We start from the raw sequence: 17,991 nt of genomic DNA, 5'->3' as shown, positions 1-17,991 counted from the left end.
TCTCTGCTTCAATCAGCGTTCACGATTCTCTAAAGGCAGGCTTACGCCATGGAAATCTCTGGAAGCAGCGCGTTTTACTCGGGCCTGAATACCATTCAGTCCGGGCAAAGCCGTGTCGACCAGGCCGCTGGCAAGATCGCCAGTGCAGCCACCAGCCAACCTTCGGATGCCCAGAATGATCGCTTGCAGGCGGTCAACCGTGGCCAGCCGACCAACTCCGCCAGCAATATGGTGGAACTGGCCGAAGGCAAGTTTCAGGTGGAGCTGGGCGTCAAAGTCGCCAAGGCTTCCGACGAAATGCTCGGTACTCTGATCGACACCTACGCCTGATCTAAAAGTGTGGGAGGGGGGCAAGCCCCTTCCCACATTTGCCCTGTTTTATCCTGAACCCTCTCTACACTCTCTTTGATGTGGTATCTCGCCGCAGGCCTTGTTGCGCCTGGGTTGATCCACGTCATGACAAACGGCGCTTGGACGACGCTTGACATCCCCAGGTCGTAAACGTATGTTTCAAACACCTGTTTGACCGCCACAACACATTCCACGCGGTTGTTCATTCCAGCTACATCAGCAGAGGTTTATCGCTATGCCTGACTACAAGGCCCCCTTGCGTGATATTCGCTTCGTTCGTGACGAACTGCTCGGTTATGAAGCGCACTATCAGAGCCTGCCGGCTTGCCAGGACGCTACTCCGGACATGGTTGACGCCATCCTTGAAGAGGGCGCCAAGTTCTGTGAACAAGTGCTGGCACCGCTGAACCGCGTGGGCGACATCGAAGGGTGCACCTGGAGTGAGTCAGGCGTTAAGACGCCGACGGGTTTCAAAGAAGCCTACAAGCAATTCGTCGAAGGCGGCTGGCCTAGCCTGGCCCACGACGTGGAACACGGCGGCCAAGGCCTGCCGGAATCCCTGGGCCTGGCGGTGAGTGAAATGGTCGGCGCCGCCAACTGGTCGTGGGGCATGTACCCGGGCCTGTCCCACGGTGCGATGAACACCATCTCCGAGCACGGTACTCCCGAGCAGCAAGAGGCTTACTTGACCAAACTGGTGTCGGGCGAATGGACCGGCACCATGTGCCTGACCGAGCCACACTGCGGCACCGACCTGGGCATGCTGCGCACCAAGGCCGAGCCTCAGGCCGACGGTTCCTACAAAGTCTCCGGCACCAAGATCTTCATCTCGGCCGGTGAGCACGACATGGCCGACAACATCGTCCACATCGTACTGGCCCGCCTGCCGGACGCGCCGGCCGGCACCAAAGGCATCTCGCTGTTTATCGTGCCGAAGTTCCTGCCCAACGCCGACGGTTCGGTGGGTGAGCGCAACGCGGTGTCCTGTGGCTCCCTGGAACACAAGATGGGCATCCACGGCAACGCCACCTGCGTGATGAACTTCGATGCGGCCACCGGTTTCCTGATCGGCCCGGCGAACAAAGGCCTGAACTGCATGTTCACCTTTATGAACACCGCGCGCCTGGGCACCGCACTGCAAGGCCTGTCCCACGCCGAGATCGGCTTCCAGGGCGGCCTGAAATACGCTCGCGATCGCCTGCAAATGCGCTCCCTGACCGGCCCGAAAGCACCGGACAAGGCTGCTGACCCGATCATCGTGCATCCCGACGTGCGCCGCATGCTGCTGACCATGAAAGCCTTCGCTGAAGGCAACCGTGCGATGGTGTACTTCACCGCCAAGCAAGTGGACATCGTCAAGTACGGCACCGACGACGAAGCCAAGAAACAGGCCGACGGCCTGCTGGCCTTCATGACCCCGATCGCCAAGGCGTTCATGACCGAAGTCGGCTTTGAAGCGGCTAACCATGGCGTGCAGATCTACGGCGGCCACGGCTTCATCGCCGAGTGGGGCATGGAGCAGAACGTTCGCGACAGCCGCATTTCGATGTTGTACGAAGGCACCACCGGTATCCAGGCGCTGGACCTGCTCGGCCGTAAAGTGCTGATGACCCAGGGCGAAGCGCTCAAGGGCTTCACCAAGATCGTGCATAAGTTCTGCCAGGCCAACGAAGGCAACGCCGCCGTTCAGGAGTTCGTAACACCGCTGGCTGCACTGAACAAAGAGTGGGGCGAGTTGACCATGAAGGTCGGCATGGCCGCGATGAAAGACCGTGAAGAAGTCGGCGCCGCCTCGGTGGATTACCTGATGTACTCCGGTTACGCGTGCCTGGCTTACTTCTGGGCCGACATGGCCCGCCTGGCGGCTGAAAAACTGGCTGCCGGCACCACCGAAGAGGCCTTCTACACCGCCAAGCTGCAGACCGCGCGCTTCTACTTCCAGCGCATCCTGCCGCGTACTCTGGCGCACAAGGCAACCATGCTGTCGGGCGCCAACAACCTGATGGACATGAAAGAGGAAGACTTCGGCCTGGCTTACTAAGCCTCACCGGGTTTACCTGAAACCGCCGCTTCCTTTGGGAGCGGCGGTTTTTTTTGGAGGATAAAAAACACAGCACAGCGCTCAGGGATTGCCGCCGGCTGCCGTTACAGTGATGGCAATGTGATACATGGCAGGCAGGGTGTGCTTAACTGTTCCGTCCAAGGCACATTGCCATCATTTTTTGCGGGTCGGAGTTTTACCCTTGTCACGCGTGTCCGCTGTACGTTTCAGTCATTTTCTACCTTCGTTGCTGCTCTTGCTGGCCGGGCTCTCGGCTGCGTACGTCAAGGACCTCAACGTCTTCTTCACATCACTGTTCAACGTGTTGCCCACCTTGGTGCTGTTGCTCGGCGGTTCGTACTGCGCGGTTTATCGGCGCCAGCGTGAGCTGTTTTTGATGATCACCGTGTACATCGCCTACTTCCTGCTCGATACCCAAACCGATTTCTATCGCGACAACGGCCGCGTGCGCGAAGACGCGGCGGTGGTGTTTCATCTGTGTTGCCTGTTGTTGCCGCTGCTGTTCAGCATCTACGCGCTGTGGCAGGAGAAAACCCATTTGTTCCGCGACTTCGTGGCCCGCTGCGCCGTGTTGCTGGCCATCGGCAGTGTGGCGCTGGCTCTGGAACAGAGTTTTCCGCAGGCGGTGCTGAACTGGCTGGCAGAGATTCGCTGGCCGGCGCTGCACGGCACTTGGATGAGCCTGATCCAGTTGTCGTATCCGATGTTCCTGATCGGTTTTCTCACCCTCGCCGCACAGTACTGGTACCAACCGCGCCCGCTGCATGCGGCGCAATTGGTCGGGCTGCTGGGGCTGTTCTGGATGTTGCCGAAAACCTTCATCCTGCCGTTTACCCTGAACATCATGTGTAGCCAGGTGATGCTGATGATTGCTGCGGGCGTGGCCCACGAGGCCTATCAAATGGCGTTCCGCGATGAACTGACCGGCCTGCCGGGGCGCCGCGCCCTCAACGAGCGCATGCAACGGCTGGGGCGCAACTATGTGCTGGCTATGACCGACGTCGATCACTTCAAACGCTTCAACGATACCCATGGCCACGACGTGGGTGACCAAGTGCTGCGTCTGGTGGCGAGCAAGCTGTCCAAGGTCAACGGCGGCGGGCGTGCCTATCGTTACGGCGGTGAGGAGTTCGCCGTGGTATTTGCCGGCAAGACCCTCGATGAGTGCATGCCGCACCTGGAAGAAATCCGCGAAATTGTCGCCAACTACGACATCAAGCTACGCAACGCGGACCGCCCTCATGACGATCAGCAAGGCCGTCAGCGCCGGGCGGGCAGCGGCGCGACGAGTGTGTCGGTGACCGTCAGCATCGGCGTGGCCGAACGCCAGGCCGAGCAGCGCACGCCTGAAGAAGTCCTCAAGTCTGCCGACCAGGCACTCTATGCCGCCAAGGGCGCGGGGCGTAACTGTGTGATTGCCGCCGGGCAGACCCGCCGTGGCGCAGTGCGCATGGAAAGCGCTACCGGTTGAGTAATGGCGCTGTATTCAGCGGTTCTACAGTGATTGTTTGCGGCGTTCGCCGGCAGTAGGTTGAGACTATCTGCTGCCGGAGACATGACCATGCCTGAGTACAAAGCTCCCCTGCGCGACATGCGCTTTCTGATTGACAACGTGTTCGATTTCCACGGCCACTACGCCGCGCTGGGCGCAACCGACGCCAGCCCGGACATGGTCAGCGCGATCCTCGAAGAAGGCGCGAGATTCTGCGAGAACGTGCTCTCGCCGCTCAACCGCAGCGGCGATGAAGAGGGCTGCCATTTCGATAATGGCGTCGTTACCACGCCCGAGGGGTTCAAGGAGGCCTTCGCCCAGTACGTCGAAGGCGGCTGGCACGGTGTGGCGGCGGACCCGGCCTACGGTGGCCAAGGCTTGCCGCAATCCCTGGGTCTGGTGCTCAGTGAGATGATCGGCTCCAGCAATACCTCCTGGGGTATGTACCCCGGGCTGACCCACGGCGCCATGTCGGCGATCCACGCCCACGGCACCCCTGAGCAGAAAGACACCTTCCTGAGCAAACTCACGGCCGGCGAATGGACCGGCACCATGTGCCTCACCGAAGCCCATTGCGGCACCGACCTCGGCCTGATCAAGACCCGCGCCGTGCCACAGGCGGACGGCAGTTATGCAGTCACCGGCAGCAAAATCTTCATCTCGGCCGGCGAGCACGACATGAGCGCCAACATCATCCACTTGGTGTTGGCCAAACTGCCGGACGCGCCGGCGGGCACCAAGGGCATCTCGCTGTTTATCGTGCCCAAGTTCCACGCCGATTCCGGCGAACGCAACGCGGTGCACTGCGGGTCCATCGAGCACAAGATGGGCATCAAGGCCTCGGCCACCTGCGTGCTGAACTTCGACGGTGCCAAGGGCTTTTTGATTGGCGAGGCCAACAAAGGCCTCAACTGCATGTTCACCATGATGAACCACGCGCGGCTGGGCACCGGCATGCAAGGACTGTGCAACGGCGAGGCGAGCTTCCAGGGCGCGGTCAAATACGCCAACGACCGCCTGCAAATGCGCTCGCTCACCGGCGCCAAGGCTCCGGACAAGGCCGCCGATCCGATCATCGTGCACCCCGATGTGCGCCGCATGCTGCTGACCATGAAAGCCTTCAACGAAGGCAACCGCGCACTGACCTACTTCACCGCGCAATTGCTCGACACTGCGCACATGAGCAGCGACGCCTCTCAACGCCAGGACGCTGAAGACCTGTTGGCGTTTCTCACGCCCATCTGCAAGGCGTTTATGACCGACACCGGGCTGGAAGTGACCAACCACGGCATGCAGGTGTTCGGTGGTCACGGCTACATCCGTGAGTGGGGCATGGAACAACTGGCCCGCGATGCGCGGATTGCGCCGATCTATGAAGGCACCAACGGCATCCAGGCGCTCGACCTGCTGGGCCGCAAGGTATTGGGCAGCCAGGGCAAGTTGCTGCGCGGCTTCACCAAAATTGTGCATAAGTTCTGCGCCGCGAATGCTGAACATCCGCAGTTCAAGGCCTTTGTGGCGCAGCTCAATCAATTGAACGGAGAGTGGGGCGAACTGACCACCCAGGTCGGCATGGCCGCGATGAAAAATCCTGACGAAGTGGGCGCCGCTGCCGTGGATTACTTGATGTACAGCGGTTACATCATCCTCGCCTACCTGTGGCTGCGCATGGCGATCGCGGCGCAGGCCCATGACGATGTCGAGTTTGCCAAGGCCAAGCTGGCCACGTGCGAGTTCTACTTCAAGCGCCTGCTACCGCGTACGGCAACCCACCGTGCAGCGGTGGAAGCGGGCAGCGAATGCCTGATGAGTCTGCCGGCGGAGGCGTTTGCTTTGTAATGACTTAAAAATACCAATCAGTCACAAGTGGACCCTATGTGTCTGAAAAGTTGTTCGGGTACACTCGGAGCCTGTAAAACCGATCCTATCGAATCACTTTTCACGTTCCCACGAGGTTTGTCATGGCTGATTACAAAGCGCCGCTGCGTGATATGCGCTTCGTCCTCAACGAAGTTTTTGAGGTCGCCAGCACCTGGGCCCAATTGCCGGCATTGGCAGACACCGTCGACGCCGAAACCGTCGAGGCGATCCTCGAAGAAGCCGGCAAGGTCACCGCCAAATCCATTGCCCCGATCAGTCGCAGCGGCGATGAACAAGGCTGCCGCTGGGACAACACAGCGGTGTTCACCCCGGACGGTTACCCACAGGCCTACAAAACCTACGCTGAAGGCGGCTGGGTCGGCGTCGGCGGCGATCCTGCGTTTGGCGGCATGGGCATGCCCAAGGCTGTGTCGGCGCAGGTTGAGGAGATGATCAACTCGTCGAGCCTGGCGTTTGGCCTGTATCCAATGTTGACGTCCGGTGCGTGTGTGTCGATCAACACCCACGCCAGTGAAGAACTCAAGGCGGTCTACCTGCCGAAGATGTATTCCGGCGAGTGGGCCGGGTCCATGTGCCTGACCGAGGCCCATGCCGGCACCGACCTGGGGATTATCCGTACCAAGGCCGAGCCGCAGACGGATGGTTCCTACAAAATCAGCGGCACCAAGATTTTCATTACCGGTGGCGAGCACGACCTCACCGAAAACATCATCCATCTGGTCCTGGCCAAGCTGCCGGATGCGCCGGCCGGGCCTAAAGGCATTTCGCTGTTCCTGGTGCCGAAGTTCATGGTCAACACCGACGGCAGCCTGGGCGCGCGCAACCTGGTGAGCTGTGGCTCCATTGAACACAAGATGGGTATCCAGGCGTCCGCGACCTGCGTGATGAACTTCGACGCAGCCGTGGGTTACCTGGTGGGCGAGCCTAATCGCGGGCTGGCGGCGATGTTCACCATGATGAACTACGAGCGCCTGGGTGTGGGTATCCAGGGCCTGGCGTCCGGCGAGCGTTCCTATCAGAACGCGATTGAATATGCCCGTGACCGCTTGCAAAGCCGTGCGCCGACCGGTGCCCAGGCGAAAGACAAAGTCGCTGACCCGATCATCGTCCACCCGGACGTGCGCCGCATGCTGCTGACCATGAAAGCCGCCAACGAAGGCGGCCGTGCGTTCTCCACCTACGTGGCAACGCAGTTGGACATCGCCAAGTTCAGCGAAGACGCCGCAGCCCGTGAACGAGCGGATAACCTGGTGGCATTGCTGACGCCGGTGGCCAAGGCGTTCCTCAGCGACCTGGGCCTGGAAACCACGGTGCTCGGCCAGCAGGTGTTTGGCGGCCACGGTTACATCCGCGAGTGGGGCCAGGAGCAATTGGTGCGTGATGTGCGCATCACCCAGATCTACGAAGGCACCAACGGCATTCAGGCCCTGGACTTGATGGGCCGCAAGATCGTGGGCAGCGGCGGGGCGTTCTACACCTTGTTTGCTGATGAGATCCGCCAGTTCGTCGTTGAGTCAGGCCCTGGGTTAACCGAGTTCACTAAACCGCTGAGCGCGGCGGTGGATAACCTGGATGAACTGACGGCCTGGGTACTGGATCGCGCCAAGACCAACCCGAATGAAATCGGCGCGGCCTCGGTGGAGTATTTGCATGCGTTTGGATACATGGCCTACGCCTACATGTGGGCGCGTATGGCCAAGGCCGCGTTGGGCAAAGAGGCTGAAGAAGACTTCTACGCCAGCAAACTGGGGACGGCGCGCTTCTATTTTGCACGCCTGCTGCCGCGTATTCACTCGCTGAGCGCGTCGGTAAAGGCCGGGAGTGAATCACTGTTTCTGCTGGATGAGGCACTGTTCTAAGGGTTTGGAGGGCGTGTAAGCATTCTCTTACATGACGTACTGCTATTCGTCCTCTATCGCCAAATTGGATCCACGGATAATCTACTTCACATGGACGTCGCGCAGGAAGCGCAAAGCAACAACACGGACACGTAGGATTCTGCCAGGACGGCGGAGTGAAATGGATGTCAGGGAAACAGTCTGCAAAGCCCCGCTTCGGCGGGGTTTTCTTTTGCCTGCGAAAAAGTCAGGCCGGCGCCTGCGGGGCATTCATCACGTCTTCGAGCAAGGTGCGCAGCAACGCCACCGTCGCCTGTTGACGCTGCACATCACGACAGACCAGGCCTACTTTCAGCGGCACCCGCGGTTCACTCAAGGGTTTCCACAGCAGCATCTGGCTGCTGTGTTCGTCCTGGGAGCGCCCCGGCAGCACGGTTGCCAGTTTGGTATGGGGCAGGCTGTCGAGAATCCCCACCATGGTATTGAGCTCAGCCTGTACTTGCGGTCGTCGCCCAAGATTGGCGAGCTGGCCCTGCCATATCTGCCTGATTTGAAACTCTTCCCCCAATAGCAACATTGGCAACTCGGCCGCTTGTTTCAGCGAGACTTTCTTGAATTCGCGCAGGGGATGATCGTCCGGGATCACCACTTTCAGCTCATCCTCATACAGCAGCACGCCGTGCAACCCCGGCTGACGCGGCGGCAGGTAACTGATGCCAATGTCCAGCGAGCCGTTGAGCAGCCGCCGTTCTATCTCAATCCCGGTGAGTTCATAGATCTGCACCACCAGGTGCGGCTGGGCCTTGCGCACCCGCTCAAGCATCTGCGGCACCAGGCTGGTGTGCACGGTTTGCAGCACGCCGATGGCCAAGGTGCGCAAGGCCTGGCCTTTGAAGTTGCGTAGCGCCTCGACAGCTTGCTGCATGCCATCGATCAACGGCAGCGCATGGTTGTACAGCGTGTGGGCGGCCAGGGTTGGCAGCAGACGCTTGCTGCTGCGCTCGAACAGGCTCACATCCAGGTTCTGCTCCAACTGGCGAATCTGCTGTGACAGCGCCGGTTGAGAGATCGACAGACGTTCGGCGGCACGGCCCACATGGCCTTCTTCATATACCGCGACGAAATAACGCAGTTGCTTGAAATCCATAAGACTTTCTTATCGAAAAAGCTGCAAAATCGAAATGGCCTGTGGCCTGTGAGACGCCTAGTCTAGCGCCTATTCGCAGGGCTTACAGGGCCGGATCGGGCAATGAACAGTGTTTGTGTTGATAGCGTTTACATAGGCAAGTCAAAAAATCCAACGGCAGTGTCGGCACCAGGCTCGGTTGCTATCGGGACGGATCTGTGAACTTGTTCTCTATCCGCCGCCCCGCGCCAAGCCTGGACGATTTGGTCCTGGATGCGCCGCGCAATGATCCCTCCAGCGAATCCTTGATGCCCACGGTGGCGCGGCCGCAACACGTCTTCGTGCGTGGCCAGGGTTCCTGGTTGTGGGACAGTGACGACCGCGCCTATCTGGACTTCAGCCAAGGCAATGGCGCCAACAGCCTCGGCCACAGCCCGCGGGTGTTGATCAAAGCCTTGAGCGAACAAACCCACGCGCTGATCAACCCCGGCATGGGCCTGCATAACCGCGCCCAACTCAACCTCGTTGAGCGCTTGTGCCACCGCACCGGCAGCGACCAGGCTTATTTGCTCAACAGCGGCGCGGAAGCCTGTGAAGCGGCGATCAAGCTGGCGCGTAAATGGGGCCAACTGCACCGCGGCGGCGCCTATCGCATCATCAGCGCCAGCAACGGTTGCCATGGCCGCAGTTTCGCGGCGCTGGCGGCATCGGCCGGGACCTTGGAAAACCGTTTCGAGCCGCAACTGCCCGGTTTCAGCCATGTGCCTTTCAACGACCTGCCGGCCCTGCACGCTGCTGTCGATGCGCAAACCGTTGCCATCCTGCTTGAGCCGATCCAGGGCGCCAACGTAACCCCCGCGACCGAACACTACCTCAAGGGCGTCGAGCGCCTGTGCCGTGAACTGGGAATCCTGCTGATCCTCGACGAAGTGCAGACCGGCCTCGGTCGTTGTGGCACGTTGCTGGCCGAACAACAGTACGGCGTACGAGCCGACATCATCACCCTCGGCAAAGGCCTGGGCGGCGGCGTGCCTCTCGCGGCGCTACTGGCGCGTGGTAGCGCGTGTTGTTTCGAAGTGGGCGAGCTGGAAGGTACCCATCACGGCAATGCACTGATGGCTTCAGCCGGCGCGGCGGTACTCGACACGGTGCTGGAACATGGTTTTCTTGAGCACGTGCGTGAATCCGGACTTTATCTGGGCGAAGGCCTTGCCCGCCTGGCCTACCGCTACGAGCACGGCCAACTGCGCGGACAAGGTCTGATGTGGGGCCTGACGTTGTCGGATGATTCTGCCGATGCCGTGGTAAACGCCGCGCTGCAAGAAGGCCTGATCCTCAATGCCCCGCAACCTGACTGCCTGCGCTTCACCCCGGCGTTGACCGTGAGCAGAAGCAACATCGACGACATGCTCCTGCGCCTGGCCCGCGCCTTCTCCCGCGTGCGCACCGCACAACTGCAATGCCGCAAGGGCATCGCTGTTTAACCCCATTTTCCTGAACCGTCTCGCGGCATACGCGGCGCCTCCAGCCTGATTCTTTTGGCTGGGGGCGTTTTTTTGTGTGTGAAATTTTTGGATTGAAAGCGTTGATTGATCGATTTTGAAAATAGTGGCTTTTTAGCGGGCGTCGGCAAGGACTGCCGATGGGGCGTGACGCTTTTTCGCGTGCTCCATTTCTAATCTGTACCACTGGGTGGTATGTTTTATAGGAAGGGATATCCATGAGGCTCAGGCTGTTTAAAACACGCAATTTCGCTGATGCGGCCAGCAAGGCCTGGATTTGTGATTTGGAGTTGAGTGAGGCATTCGGCGAAATGCTAAGAGGGCAAGCAGACAACCTGGGAGGCGGGGTGTGGAAAAAACGCCTAAACCAGAACAGACATCGGTCTATTGTCTTGGCCAAGGGCAGACATTTTTGGGTTTATCAGCTTCTGTATGCCAAACAGGATCAAAGCAATATCAGCCAGAAGGATTTGGTCGGGTTGCGTGCGATGGCGAAGAAATATGAAGATTTAACTGAATCGGATGTCCAGCAGCTACTGGACTTCAAGGAGTTTGTGGAGATACATCATGACCAGAAAATATGAAAGTGAAGCATTGGAGTCGGTTCATCAATCGGCCAAGGCGTTGTATTCGATTGGTGCGATCAGCAAGACCACCCTTCGAGAGTTCGACGAGATGTGCTTTGCAACTGCCCCCGTGCAAATCCCGGCCGAACAGATCAAACAACTGCGCGAAACCAACCATGTCAGCCAACCCGTATTCGCCCGTTACCTGAACACCAGCGCCTCCACGGTAAAAAAATGGGAGTCGGGTGAGAAACAACCCAGCGGCATGGCGCTCAAGCTTCTGAGCATCGTGCAAAAGCATGGATTGGAAATCCTGGCCTGAGGGTGGCCCAGTGCCAGATTCCACTGAACCCTCACGAGCGCCCAAGGTCGATTAGCTACACGGCTCACACGAGCCGATTTTTTGGAGCTGACCCATGGACATCATTCGTATCATCATCGCCATTCTGCTGCCGCCATTGGGTGTGTTCCTGCAAGTAGGCTTCGGCGGCGCGTTCTGGTTGAACATTCTGCTGACCTTGTGCGGTTACTTCCCAGGCATCATCCACGCGGTGTACATCATCGCCAAGCGCTGAGGCCGTTAGCCTTTGGCGATGAGCCGTGAGTTGCGCTCATTGCGAAAGGCCAGTTGCTCGATGGTCTGGGTGGCGTGTTCGGCTTCTTCCCGTGCCTGAAGGATGATGCCGTGCTGCTCGGACTTGCTGCACACCGGGTCGGCATTGCTCGCATCCCCCGTGAGCATGAAGGCCTGGCAACGGCAGCCGCCGAAGTCCTTTTCCTTTTCATCACATGACTTGCACGGCTCGGGCATCCAGTCGTAGCCGCGAAAGCGGTTGAAGCCAAACGAGTCGTACCAGATGTGCTGCATGCTGTGGTCGCGCACATTCGGAAACTGCACCGGCATCTGTCGGGCGCCGTGGCAGGGCAGGGCGGTTCCGTCTGGCGTCACGGTAAGAAAAATACTGCCCCAGCCATTCATGCAGGCTTTCGGGCGTTCCTCGTAGTAATCCGGCGTGACGAATATCAGCTTGCACGGATGGCCTTCGGCTTCGAGCTTGGCGCGGTATTCGTTGGTGATGCGCTCGGCGCGCACCAACTGCTCCTTGGTGGGCAACAACCCCACACGATTGAGCTGCGCCCAGCCGTAGAACTGGCAGGTGGCGAGTTCGACAAAGTCGGCTTCCAGCGCAATGCACAGCTCGATGATGCGGTCGATCTTGTCGATATTGTGCCGATGGGTGACGAAGTTCAGCACCATCGGATAGCCGTGGGCTTTCACTGCCCGAGCCATTTCCAGTTTTTGCGCGAAGGCTTTTTTCGAGCCGGCCAGCAGGTTGTTCACCTGTTCGTCGCTGGCCTGGAAGCTGATCTGGATATGGTCCAGGCCGGCCTTCTTGAAGTCGCTGATTTTCTGCTCGGTGAGGCCGATGCCGGAGGTGATCAGGTTGGTGTAGAACCCCAACTTGCGCGCCTCGGCGATCAACTCCGCCAAGTCCTGGCGCACCAGCGGTTCACCGCCGGAAAAGCCCAACTGCGCGGCACCCATTTCCCGGGCTTCGCGAAACACCTTGATCCACTGTTCGGTGCTCAGCTCCTTGCCCTGCTCGGCGAAATCCAGCGGGTTGGAGCAGTACGGGCACTGCAACGGGCAGCGGTAGGTCAGTTCGGCCAACAGCCACAGCGGCAAACCGACAGCCGGTTTTTCAGGCAAGGGTGATCCAGTGCTCAGCACGGGCGACCTCCATGAATTGCTCAATGTCGTCACCCAGCTCAGGCACGCCGGGGAATTGCTGATCCAGCTCGGCGATGATCGCCGCCACGTCGCGCTCGCCGTCGATCAAACCGCCGATCAATGCGGCGCTGTCATTGAGCTTGATCATGCCCTCTGGGTAGAGCAGCACATGGCCCTTTTGCGCGGGCTCGTACTGGTAGCGATAGCCCTGGCGCCAGGTCGGTATTCTGCTGCGATCAAAGCTCATAAGGTGATCCCTTTATGCCAGACCCGCTGCTCGGTCACGCTGTGATACGGCGGGCGTTTGAGTTCGTAGGCCATGCTCATGGCGTCCAGCATGCTCCACAGGATGTCCAGTTTGAACTGCAGGATTTCCAGCATGCGCTCCTGGCCTTCACGGGTGGTGTAGTGCTGCAGCGTGATCGCCAAACCGTGCTCCACATCGCGACGGGCCTGGCCCAGGCGGGTGCGGAAATATTCATAGCCGGCCGGGTCGATCCACGGGTAATGCTGCGGCCAGCTGTCGAGGCGCGACTGGTGGATCTGCGGCGCGAACAGCTCGGTCAGCGAACTGCTGGCGGCTTCCTGCCAACTGGCGCGGCGCGCGAAGTTGACGTAGGCGTCCACCGCAAAGCGTACGCCGGGCAGTACCAATTCCTGGGAACGCAATTGATCCGGGTCGAGGCCGACCGCCTGGCCCAGGCGCAGCCAAGCTTCGATGCCGCCGTCTTCACCGGGTGCACCATCGTGGTCGAGCAAGCGCTGGATCCATTCGCGACGAATCTCGCGGTCTGGGCAGTTGGCCAGGATCGCGGCGTCCTTCAGCGGAATATTGACTTGGTAGTAGAAGCGGTTGGCGACCCAGCCCTGGATTTGTTCGCGGCTGGCGCGGCCTTCGTACATCGCCACGTGGTACGGGTGATGGATATGGTAGAAGGCACCCTTGGCGCGCAAGGCGGCTTCGAATTCGGCGGTCGTCAACGGTGTGTCAGTCATGTCGTCTGCTCCTACAATTCAATGCTCATGCCGTCGTAAGCCACTTCGACATTACGTCGCACCAACTCCGCGCGCTCGGGAGAGTCTTCATCGAGGATCGGATTGGTGTTGTTGATATGGATAAGCACCTTGCGCTGCTCGGGCAACTGCTCCAGCACTTCGAGCATGCCGCCGGGGCCGTTTTGCGCCAGGTGGCCCATCTCGCGCCCAGTTCGGGTGCCGACGCCACGGCGCTGCATTTCGTCGTCATCCCACATCGTGCCGTCTACCAGCAGACAGTCGCTGCCGGCCATGATCTCCAGCAGCGGCGCGTCGACCTTGCCCAGGCCCGGGGCGTAGAACAGTTTGCCGCCGGTGCGCAGGTCTTCGACGATCAGGCCGATATTGTCGCCGGGGTGCGGGTCGAAGCGGTGCGGCGAGTACGGCGGCGCAGCGCTGCGCAGCGGCAGTGGAGTGAAGCGCAGGTTGGGGCAGGCCGGGATGGTGAAACTGGCGTCCAGCTCGATGCGGTTCCAGGCCAGGCCGCCGTTCCAGTGGGTGAGCATGGTGAACAGCGGGAAGCCGGTGCTCAGGTCTTCATGGACCATGTCGGTGCACCACACCTGGTGCGGGCAGCCTTCGCGCAGGCTCAACAGGCCCGTGGTGTGGTCGATCTGGCTGTCCATCAGGATGATCGCGCTGATGCCGGTGTCGCGCAGGGCGCGGCCGGGTTGCATCGGCGCAAAGCCTTGCAGCTGTGCGCGGATATCCGGCGAGGCGTTGCACAGCACCCAATTCACGCCATCGTCGGAAATCGCGATGGACGACTGGGTACGTGCGTGGGCCCGCAGGCTGCCATCACGAAAGCCTGCGCAGTTCACGCAGTTGCAATTCCACTGCGGGAAACCACCGCCGGCGGCGGAACCTAGAATCTGGACAAACATGATTGCTCCATCACGCAAAGCTCAAAACAAAAACGCCCCGGGCGAACCGAGGCGTTGTATTACCCAGCGGATTAGCGGCTGGCGAAGTACATGGTGACTTCGAAGCCGATGCGCAGATCAGTGTAAGCAGGTTTGGACCAAGTCATATTCATACTCCTACGAAGGGATGGGACGTTTACTACCAAGTAATACATATAGTCCACCTCCAGTCGGAGATGTTCAGATGTGTGCGTAGGAATGTTACTCAATTCTTGGCAAGTTAGCGCTGTCTTGGTGGAAAAAGCCTGTTGCAGAGTTGGCAATGATCGACCTGCCGGCCTTCACACGTTCGAGGTTTGTGGGCCGTTGGCCACATAGCGCCAGCCTCCTTGGGCGTCGTTCAGTTGCTGGGCGGCCAGCAGCACGTCCTCACGGCTGCGGCCTTGGATCAACTGTTGAAGATGGGTGAGATAAGCCGACGGATGGCCGGCCAAGTGTGCGTGCCACAGCAGTTCGGCGGCTTGGGCGACCGGCAACGCTTGAGGTGAAAACTGTTGGGCAAGGGCAATATTGTCCAGGTCTTCGCTGGTGCCGACCAATGCCGGCAGTTGGCCCAGGAAGGTGTTCAAGTGTTCAACGATGCCTTCCAGGGACACGCTGGGAGACTGCACGCCAAATAACAGGCCGGTCTGTCCGTTTATCTGTCGGACACCGCTGAAGACCGCGTAGCCCAACTGCAACTCGACCCGCAGGCGTTGGTAGAACGGCCCTTGGAGCAGGTGTCCCAGCAGTCGCCACGACGCTTCGTCGGCCAGCGACGGGCTCGGTGTCGGGCAAAACAGCAGCAAGGCGGCTTCAGGGGAATCGGTTTTTATCGCATGCCACACGCGTTGACCGCTGAAGGTCTGCTGAGGTGGTTCGAGGTGGGCAGGTTGGCCTGGCAGACGAGCAGCGGCGGCCTTGATCAGCGTTTCAGTCGCGGCGGGCAAACCCAGGCCCAGGCCATGCCAGCGTGCGGTGGCCCAGGATGCAGGCTGCTCACGTGTCTCGACATTGCCGTTGGCGCAGCACGAGGGCAGCGCCTTGAGCAACGCCCGGATTGGAATCATTGGCGCTGGGGCAATGACCGCCTCTTGCGGCAGGTTCAGGCTTTGCGCCAAGGCCTCCAGCACGGCTGGCATGGGCTCGTGCAGTCCGGTCATCGTCACCCGCCAGTCAGTGCCGGTGGTTTCGAAGGACACTTCAACGCCCGCCTGACGTGCACTCTCACGCAATGGCTGCAAGGTGTTTTCCAGCGCGGCAGCAACTGGCGCGTCGAACCGCCATTGCAGGTATAGCGCGCCTTCATCGCTGTCATCCGCCAAGGCCTGGCTGAAGGCCAGCGCCGATACCTCGCGGCGACCCCGCGAGCGGTCCTGGGCAAAGGTGCGCAGGCCCCGGTGGGCGCTGGTTTGGCCGCGGATCAGGCCGGCGCGCTCTTCCTTGGCCGGTGGGCGCAGGAACGGGTTGGGCGGGGGAAGTTGCCAAATGTGCTCGGCGGGCGGCAGGTGCAGTGATTCAAGCAGGGCCTTGAGCGCGGCGATGTCTTGTTCACACAGATCTTCGCTGTCGTTTCGGGCCAATGCCAATGCGCCCTGGATCTGTTGTCGGCGGGCGTTCAGCAGCGCGGACTCTTCGCGAAGTGGCGTCCAGTCGCTGCGTGAGAAAAAGCTCAGCCAGTCGTGCAACAGCGCCTCAATCTGTGTCGTCGGTTTATCTGCGGTACCGAGCGTGAAGTCGATATCCAGCACGGCTTGTCCGGCGAAGTGATACAGCACGGACGCCTGCAGTGCACTGGCCAGTTGTTGTGCTTTCAACTCGGCGAGCAGCCCGCCCGGCGCAGAGGCGTTGAGCCAGGTGCAAAGGAAGTCCAGTGCGGCGCGGGGCGCGTCACAGGTGATGACGTGGTGCAGGTGGCCGTCTTCGGTGTGCTGATAACGCCGGGCCGCGCCTTGCATCAAGGCGGGTGGCGCAGCCTGTGGATGCTGCGGGCCAGAGATCAGATGCTCGCTGAATTGCTGCGCCATGGTTTCCAGCGTTTGCAACGACTGCGGGCCGGCGAGACTCAAGGTCATCTGCCCGCTCTGATAGAACTGCGCGTGGAATTCCCGCAAGGCTTGCTGAAACGCCTCACGCTCCACCGGCAGGCTGTCGCGGTTGCCTGCGTGAAAGCCACGCAACGGATGATCTGCCGCCAAACCTTCGACCAACGCCACCTGCTGTTGAGCCTTGGCGTCCTGGGTCCAGGCGACAAACTCGGCGTGCAGCACTTCGCGCTCGCGCAGTTGATCTTCCAGCGCAAGGCGCGGATGGGTGAGCATGTCTGCCAGCCGCTCCAGCCCATCCGTAAAGGTCGAAACCGGCAGCTCGAAGAAGAAGTCCGTGGTGCGTTCGCGGGTGCTCGCGTTCACCTGGCCACCATGGCGTTGTACGTAGGCCATCAACCCTTCGCCGGTGGGAAAACGCTCGGTGCCAAGAAACAACAAATGCTCAAGGAAATGCGCCAGTCCAGGCCAATCCAGCGGCACGTCATGACTACCGGCAGACACCCTTAACGCTGCGGCGCAACGTTTCAAACGTGGCGCATGGCGCAGGGAAACACGCAGGCCATTGGCCAGGGTCAAATGAACGGGATAAGGGTGGGCCGGGGCAGGCATGGGCACTTCCAGAACGGGGCAAGTGCCTATGCTAACAAACCCGTTGGGTCAGGGCTTGTGCAGCGGGCCGTAAAGCTCGGGGCGACGGTCTTGCAGGTAGTGATTGGCGGCGCGGGCGTCGAGGATCGATTGGTGATCCAGCGTGCCAACAATCAAGGCTTCATCCAGCCCCGCCTGGGCGATTCGCTGGCCATCCGGCGCGGCGATGCTGCTTTGCCCGCAATACTGAATCTCGCCTTCGTGCCCGCAATAGTTGGCGTAGGCCACGTAGCACTGGTTTTCAAAGGCCCGCGCCCGCACGGTGACGTCGGCAACAAAATCGAACGGCACCATGTTGGCGGTGGGTACCAGGATCACCTCTGCCCCGGCCAGGGCCAGGCGTCGAGTGTTTTCCGGGAACTCCAGGTCGTAGCAGATCAGGAATCCCAGCTTCCACCCATTGAGCTCCACCAGTGGGAAGTCATCGTCGCCGGCGCTGAACATCGAATGGTCCAGATCCCCGAACAGATGGGTCTTGCGGTAGTTGCACAGGCGCTGGCCGTGGGCGTCGATCAATTGCACGGCGTTGTAGATCTGCCCATCGTCGGCCCGCTCCGGATAACCGTACAAAATGGCGAGCCCGGCAATTTTCGCGATGTCTGCGATGATCTCGGCAGACTCGCCATCCTGTGCTTCGGCCAAGGCCCCGACGGCTTCTGCGCCGATGTTGTAGCCGGTGAGGAACATCTCCGGCAGCACCAGCACATCGGCGTCGGTCGCTTCGTGTGCAAGCCGACGCAGGCGCTTGAGGTTGCCCGCTACGTCCAACGGCAGCGGCGGGCATTGGTACAGGGCGACACGCATGGCG

General features: G+C 60.4%; 17 protein-coding genes. 9 read left to right on the top strand and 8 right to left on the bottom strand.

The features are described from left to right. Positions 1 to 48 precede the first annotated feature (48 nt). From AB3G88_RS25875 to AB3G88_RS25855, 5 genes are all read left to right on the top strand, one after another. Positions 49 to 330 (top strand): pyrroloquinoline quinone biosynthesis protein PqqE, encoded by a 282-nt coding sequence (locus AB3G88_RS25875; RefSeq protein WP_099585700.1) that lies wholly within the window; start codon positions 49 to 51, stop codon positions 328 to 330. A gap of 256 nt (positions 331 to 586) precedes the next feature. Continuing rightward, positions 587 to 2,392, top strand: a complete 1,806-nt coding sequence (locus AB3G88_RS25870) for a phenylacyl-CoA dehydrogenase (protein WP_480452228.1) — start codon at positions 587 to 589, stop codon at positions 2,390 to 2,392. A gap of 202 nt (positions 2,393 to 2,594) precedes the next feature. Further along, positions 2,595 to 3,884 (top strand): GGDEF domain-containing protein, encoded by a 1,290-nt coding sequence (locus AB3G88_RS25865; protein ID WP_099585698.1) that lies wholly within the window; start codon positions 2,595 to 2,597, stop codon positions 3,882 to 3,884. 90 nt (positions 3,885 to 3,974) lie between these two features. Continuing rightward, complete coding sequence (locus AB3G88_RS25860; RefSeq protein WP_480452226.1) at positions 3,975 to 5,744, top strand: acyl-CoA dehydrogenase C-terminal domain-containing protein; 1,770 nt, start codon at positions 3,975 to 3,977, stop codon at positions 5,742 to 5,744. A 122-nt stretch (positions 5,745 to 5,866) separates the two neighbouring features. Then, positions 5,867 to 7,645 carry an acyl-CoA dehydrogenase C-terminal domain-containing protein gene (locus AB3G88_RS25855; RefSeq protein ID WP_480452224.1) on the top strand — a complete coding sequence of 593 codons (1,779 nt, stop codon included), beginning with the start codon at positions 5,867 to 5,869 and terminating at the stop codon, positions 7,643 to 7,645. A gap of 226 nt (positions 7,646 to 7,871) precedes the next feature. Here the strand turns inward: AB3G88_RS25855 and AB3G88_RS25850 are convergent, their stop codons facing one another. Further along, positions 7,872 to 8,771 carry a LysR family transcriptional regulator gene (locus tag AB3G88_RS25850; RefSeq protein WP_480452222.1) on the bottom strand — a complete coding sequence of 300 codons (900 nt, stop codon included), beginning with the start codon at positions 8,769 to 8,771 and terminating at the stop codon, positions 7,872 to 7,874. Between the two features lie 197 nt (positions 8,772 to 8,968). On the opposite strand from AB3G88_RS25850, the gene AB3G88_RS25845 reads away from it, so the two are divergent. The 4 genes from AB3G88_RS25845 to AB3G88_RS25830 all read left to right on the top strand — a co-directional run bounded on the left by AB3G88_RS25845 (position 8,969) and on the right by AB3G88_RS25830 (position 11,393). Further along, positions 8,969 to 10,234, top strand: a complete 1,266-nt coding sequence (locus tag AB3G88_RS25845; RefSeq protein WP_191959370.1) for an aminotransferase class III-fold pyridoxal phosphate-dependent enzyme — start codon at positions 8,969 to 8,971, stop codon at positions 10,232 to 10,234. 236 nt (positions 10,235 to 10,470) lie between these two features. Further along, positions 10,471 to 10,836, top strand: coding sequence for a type II toxin-antitoxin system RelE/ParE family toxin (locus AB3G88_RS25840; protein WP_099585693.1), 366 nt, complete (start codon positions 10,471 to 10,473; stop codon positions 10,834 to 10,836). Beyond that, positions 10,820 to 11,140 carry a helix-turn-helix domain-containing protein gene (locus AB3G88_RS25835; RefSeq protein ID WP_099585692.1) on the top strand — a complete coding sequence of 107 codons (321 nt, stop codon included), beginning with the start codon at positions 10,820 to 10,822 and terminating at the stop codon, positions 11,138 to 11,140. Before AB3G88_RS25840 ends, AB3G88_RS25835 begins: the two co-directional genes overlap by 17 nt. A gap of 94 nt (positions 11,141 to 11,234) precedes the next feature. Next, positions 11,235 to 11,393 (top strand): YqaE/Pmp3 family membrane protein, encoded by a 159-nt coding sequence (locus AB3G88_RS25830; RefSeq protein WP_003194776.1) that lies wholly within the window; start codon positions 11,235 to 11,237, stop codon positions 11,391 to 11,393. A 5-nt stretch (positions 11,394 to 11,398) separates the two neighbouring features. On the opposite strand, the gene pqqE is transcribed toward AB3G88_RS25830, so the two are convergent. From pqqE to AB3G88_RS25795, 7 genes are all read right to left on the bottom strand, one after another. Then, positions 11,399 to 12,529 carry a pyrroloquinoline quinone biosynthesis protein PqqE gene (gene pqqE, locus AB3G88_RS25825; protein WP_099585691.1) on the bottom strand — a complete coding sequence of 377 codons (1,131 nt, stop codon included), beginning with the start codon at positions 12,527 to 12,529 and terminating at the stop codon, positions 11,399 to 11,401. Further along, the gene (gene pqqD, locus AB3G88_RS25820) at positions 12,522 to 12,797 is read right to left on the bottom strand and encodes a pyrroloquinoline quinone biosynthesis peptide chaperone PqqD (protein WP_099585690.1); all 276 of its coding nucleotides are present in this window, start codon (positions 12,795 to 12,797) and stop codon (positions 12,522 to 12,524) included. The genes pqqE and pqqD overlap by 8 nt, the downstream gene beginning before the upstream one ends. After that, positions 12,794 to 13,546 carry a pyrroloquinoline-quinone synthase PqqC gene (gene pqqC / locus AB3G88_RS25815; RefSeq protein ID WP_099585689.1) on the bottom strand — a complete coding sequence of 251 codons (753 nt, stop codon included), beginning with the start codon at positions 13,544 to 13,546 and terminating at the stop codon, positions 12,794 to 12,796. Before pqqC ends, pqqD begins: the two co-directional genes overlap by 4 nt. Positions 13,547 to 13,557: 11 nt before the next feature. Further along, a complete protein-coding gene (gene pqqB, locus AB3G88_RS25810) occupies positions 13,558 to 14,469 on the bottom strand; it encodes a pyrroloquinoline quinone biosynthesis protein PqqB (RefSeq protein ID WP_099585688.1) in 912 nt (303 codons plus the stop codon). A 71-nt stretch (positions 14,470 to 14,540) separates the two neighbouring features. Next, positions 14,541 to 14,615: a pyrroloquinoline quinone precursor peptide PqqA gene (gene pqqA, locus AB3G88_RS25805; RefSeq protein WP_003194766.1), complete on the bottom strand. Its 75-nt coding sequence runs from the start codon at positions 14,613 to 14,615 to the stop codon at positions 14,541 to 14,543. A gap of 174 nt (positions 14,616 to 14,789) precedes the next feature. Beyond that, on the bottom strand, positions 14,790 to 17,144 hold the full coding sequence (gene pqqF / locus AB3G88_RS25800) for a pyrroloquinoline quinone biosynthesis protein PqqF (RefSeq protein WP_480452217.1): 2,355 nt from the start codon (positions 17,142 to 17,144) through the stop codon (positions 14,790 to 14,792). Between the two features lie 48 nt (positions 17,145 to 17,192). Then, positions 17,193 to 17,987: a carbon-nitrogen hydrolase family protein gene (locus AB3G88_RS25795; RefSeq protein ID WP_191959372.1), complete on the bottom strand. Its 795-nt coding sequence runs from the start codon at positions 17,985 to 17,987 to the stop codon at positions 17,193 to 17,195. Between the last annotated feature and the right edge of the window lie 4 nt (positions 17,988 to 17,991).

This window comes from Pseudomonas arvensis (genome assembly GCF_056688935.1).
Note: the sequence above shows the minus strand (reverse complement) of the source record. Positions and strands in the feature narration are given on the sequence as shown.

Excerpts from the sequence above, each read along its gene's own strand:
- AB3G88_RS25875 (WP_099585700.1), top strand. The coding sequence starts at position 49 with ATGGAAATCTCTGGAAGCAGCGCGTTTTACTCGGGCCTGAATACCATT.
- AB3G88_RS25870 (WP_480452228.1), top strand. The coding sequence starts at position 587 with ATGCCTGACTACAAGGCCCCCTTGCGTGATATTCGCTTCGTTCGTGAC.
- AB3G88_RS25860 (WP_480452226.1), top strand. The coding sequence starts at position 3,975 with ATGCCTGAGTACAAAGCTCCCCTGCGCGACATGCGCTTTCTGATTGAC.
- AB3G88_RS25855 (WP_480452224.1), top strand. The coding sequence starts at position 5,867 with ATGGCTGATTACAAAGCGCCGCTGCGTGATATGCGCTTCGTCCTCAAC.
- AB3G88_RS25850 (WP_480452222.1), bottom strand. The coding sequence starts at position 8,771 with ATGGATTTCAAGCAACTGCGTTATTTCGTCGCGGTATATGAAGAAGGC.
- AB3G88_RS25840 (WP_099585693.1), top strand. The coding sequence starts at position 10,471 with ATGAGGCTCAGGCTGTTTAAAACACGCAATTTCGCTGATGCGGCCAGC.
- AB3G88_RS25835 (WP_099585692.1), top strand. The coding sequence starts at position 10,820 with ATGACCAGAAAATATGAAAGTGAAGCATTGGAGTCGGTTCATCAATCG.
- AB3G88_RS25830 (WP_003194776.1), top strand. The coding sequence starts at position 11,235 with ATGGACATCATTCGTATCATCATCGCCATTCTGCTGCCGCCATTGGGT.
- pqqD (WP_099585690.1), bottom strand. The coding sequence starts at position 12,797 with ATGAGCTTTGATCGCAGCAGAATACCGACCTGGCGCCAGGGCTATCGC.
- pqqC (WP_099585689.1), bottom strand. The coding sequence starts at position 13,546 with ATGACTGACACACCGTTGACGACCGCCGAATTCGAAGCCGCCTTGCGC.
- pqqB (WP_099585688.1), bottom strand. The coding sequence starts at position 14,469 with ATGTTTGTCCAGATTCTAGGTTCCGCCGCCGGCGGTGGTTTCCCGCAG.
- pqqF (WP_480452217.1), bottom strand. The coding sequence starts at position 17,144 with ATGCCTGCCCCGGCCCACCCTTATCCCGTTCATTTGACCCTGGCCAAT.
- AB3G88_RS25795 (WP_191959372.1), bottom strand. The coding sequence starts at position 17,987 with ATGCGTGTCGCCCTGTACCAATGCCCGCCGCTGCCGTTGGACGTAGCG.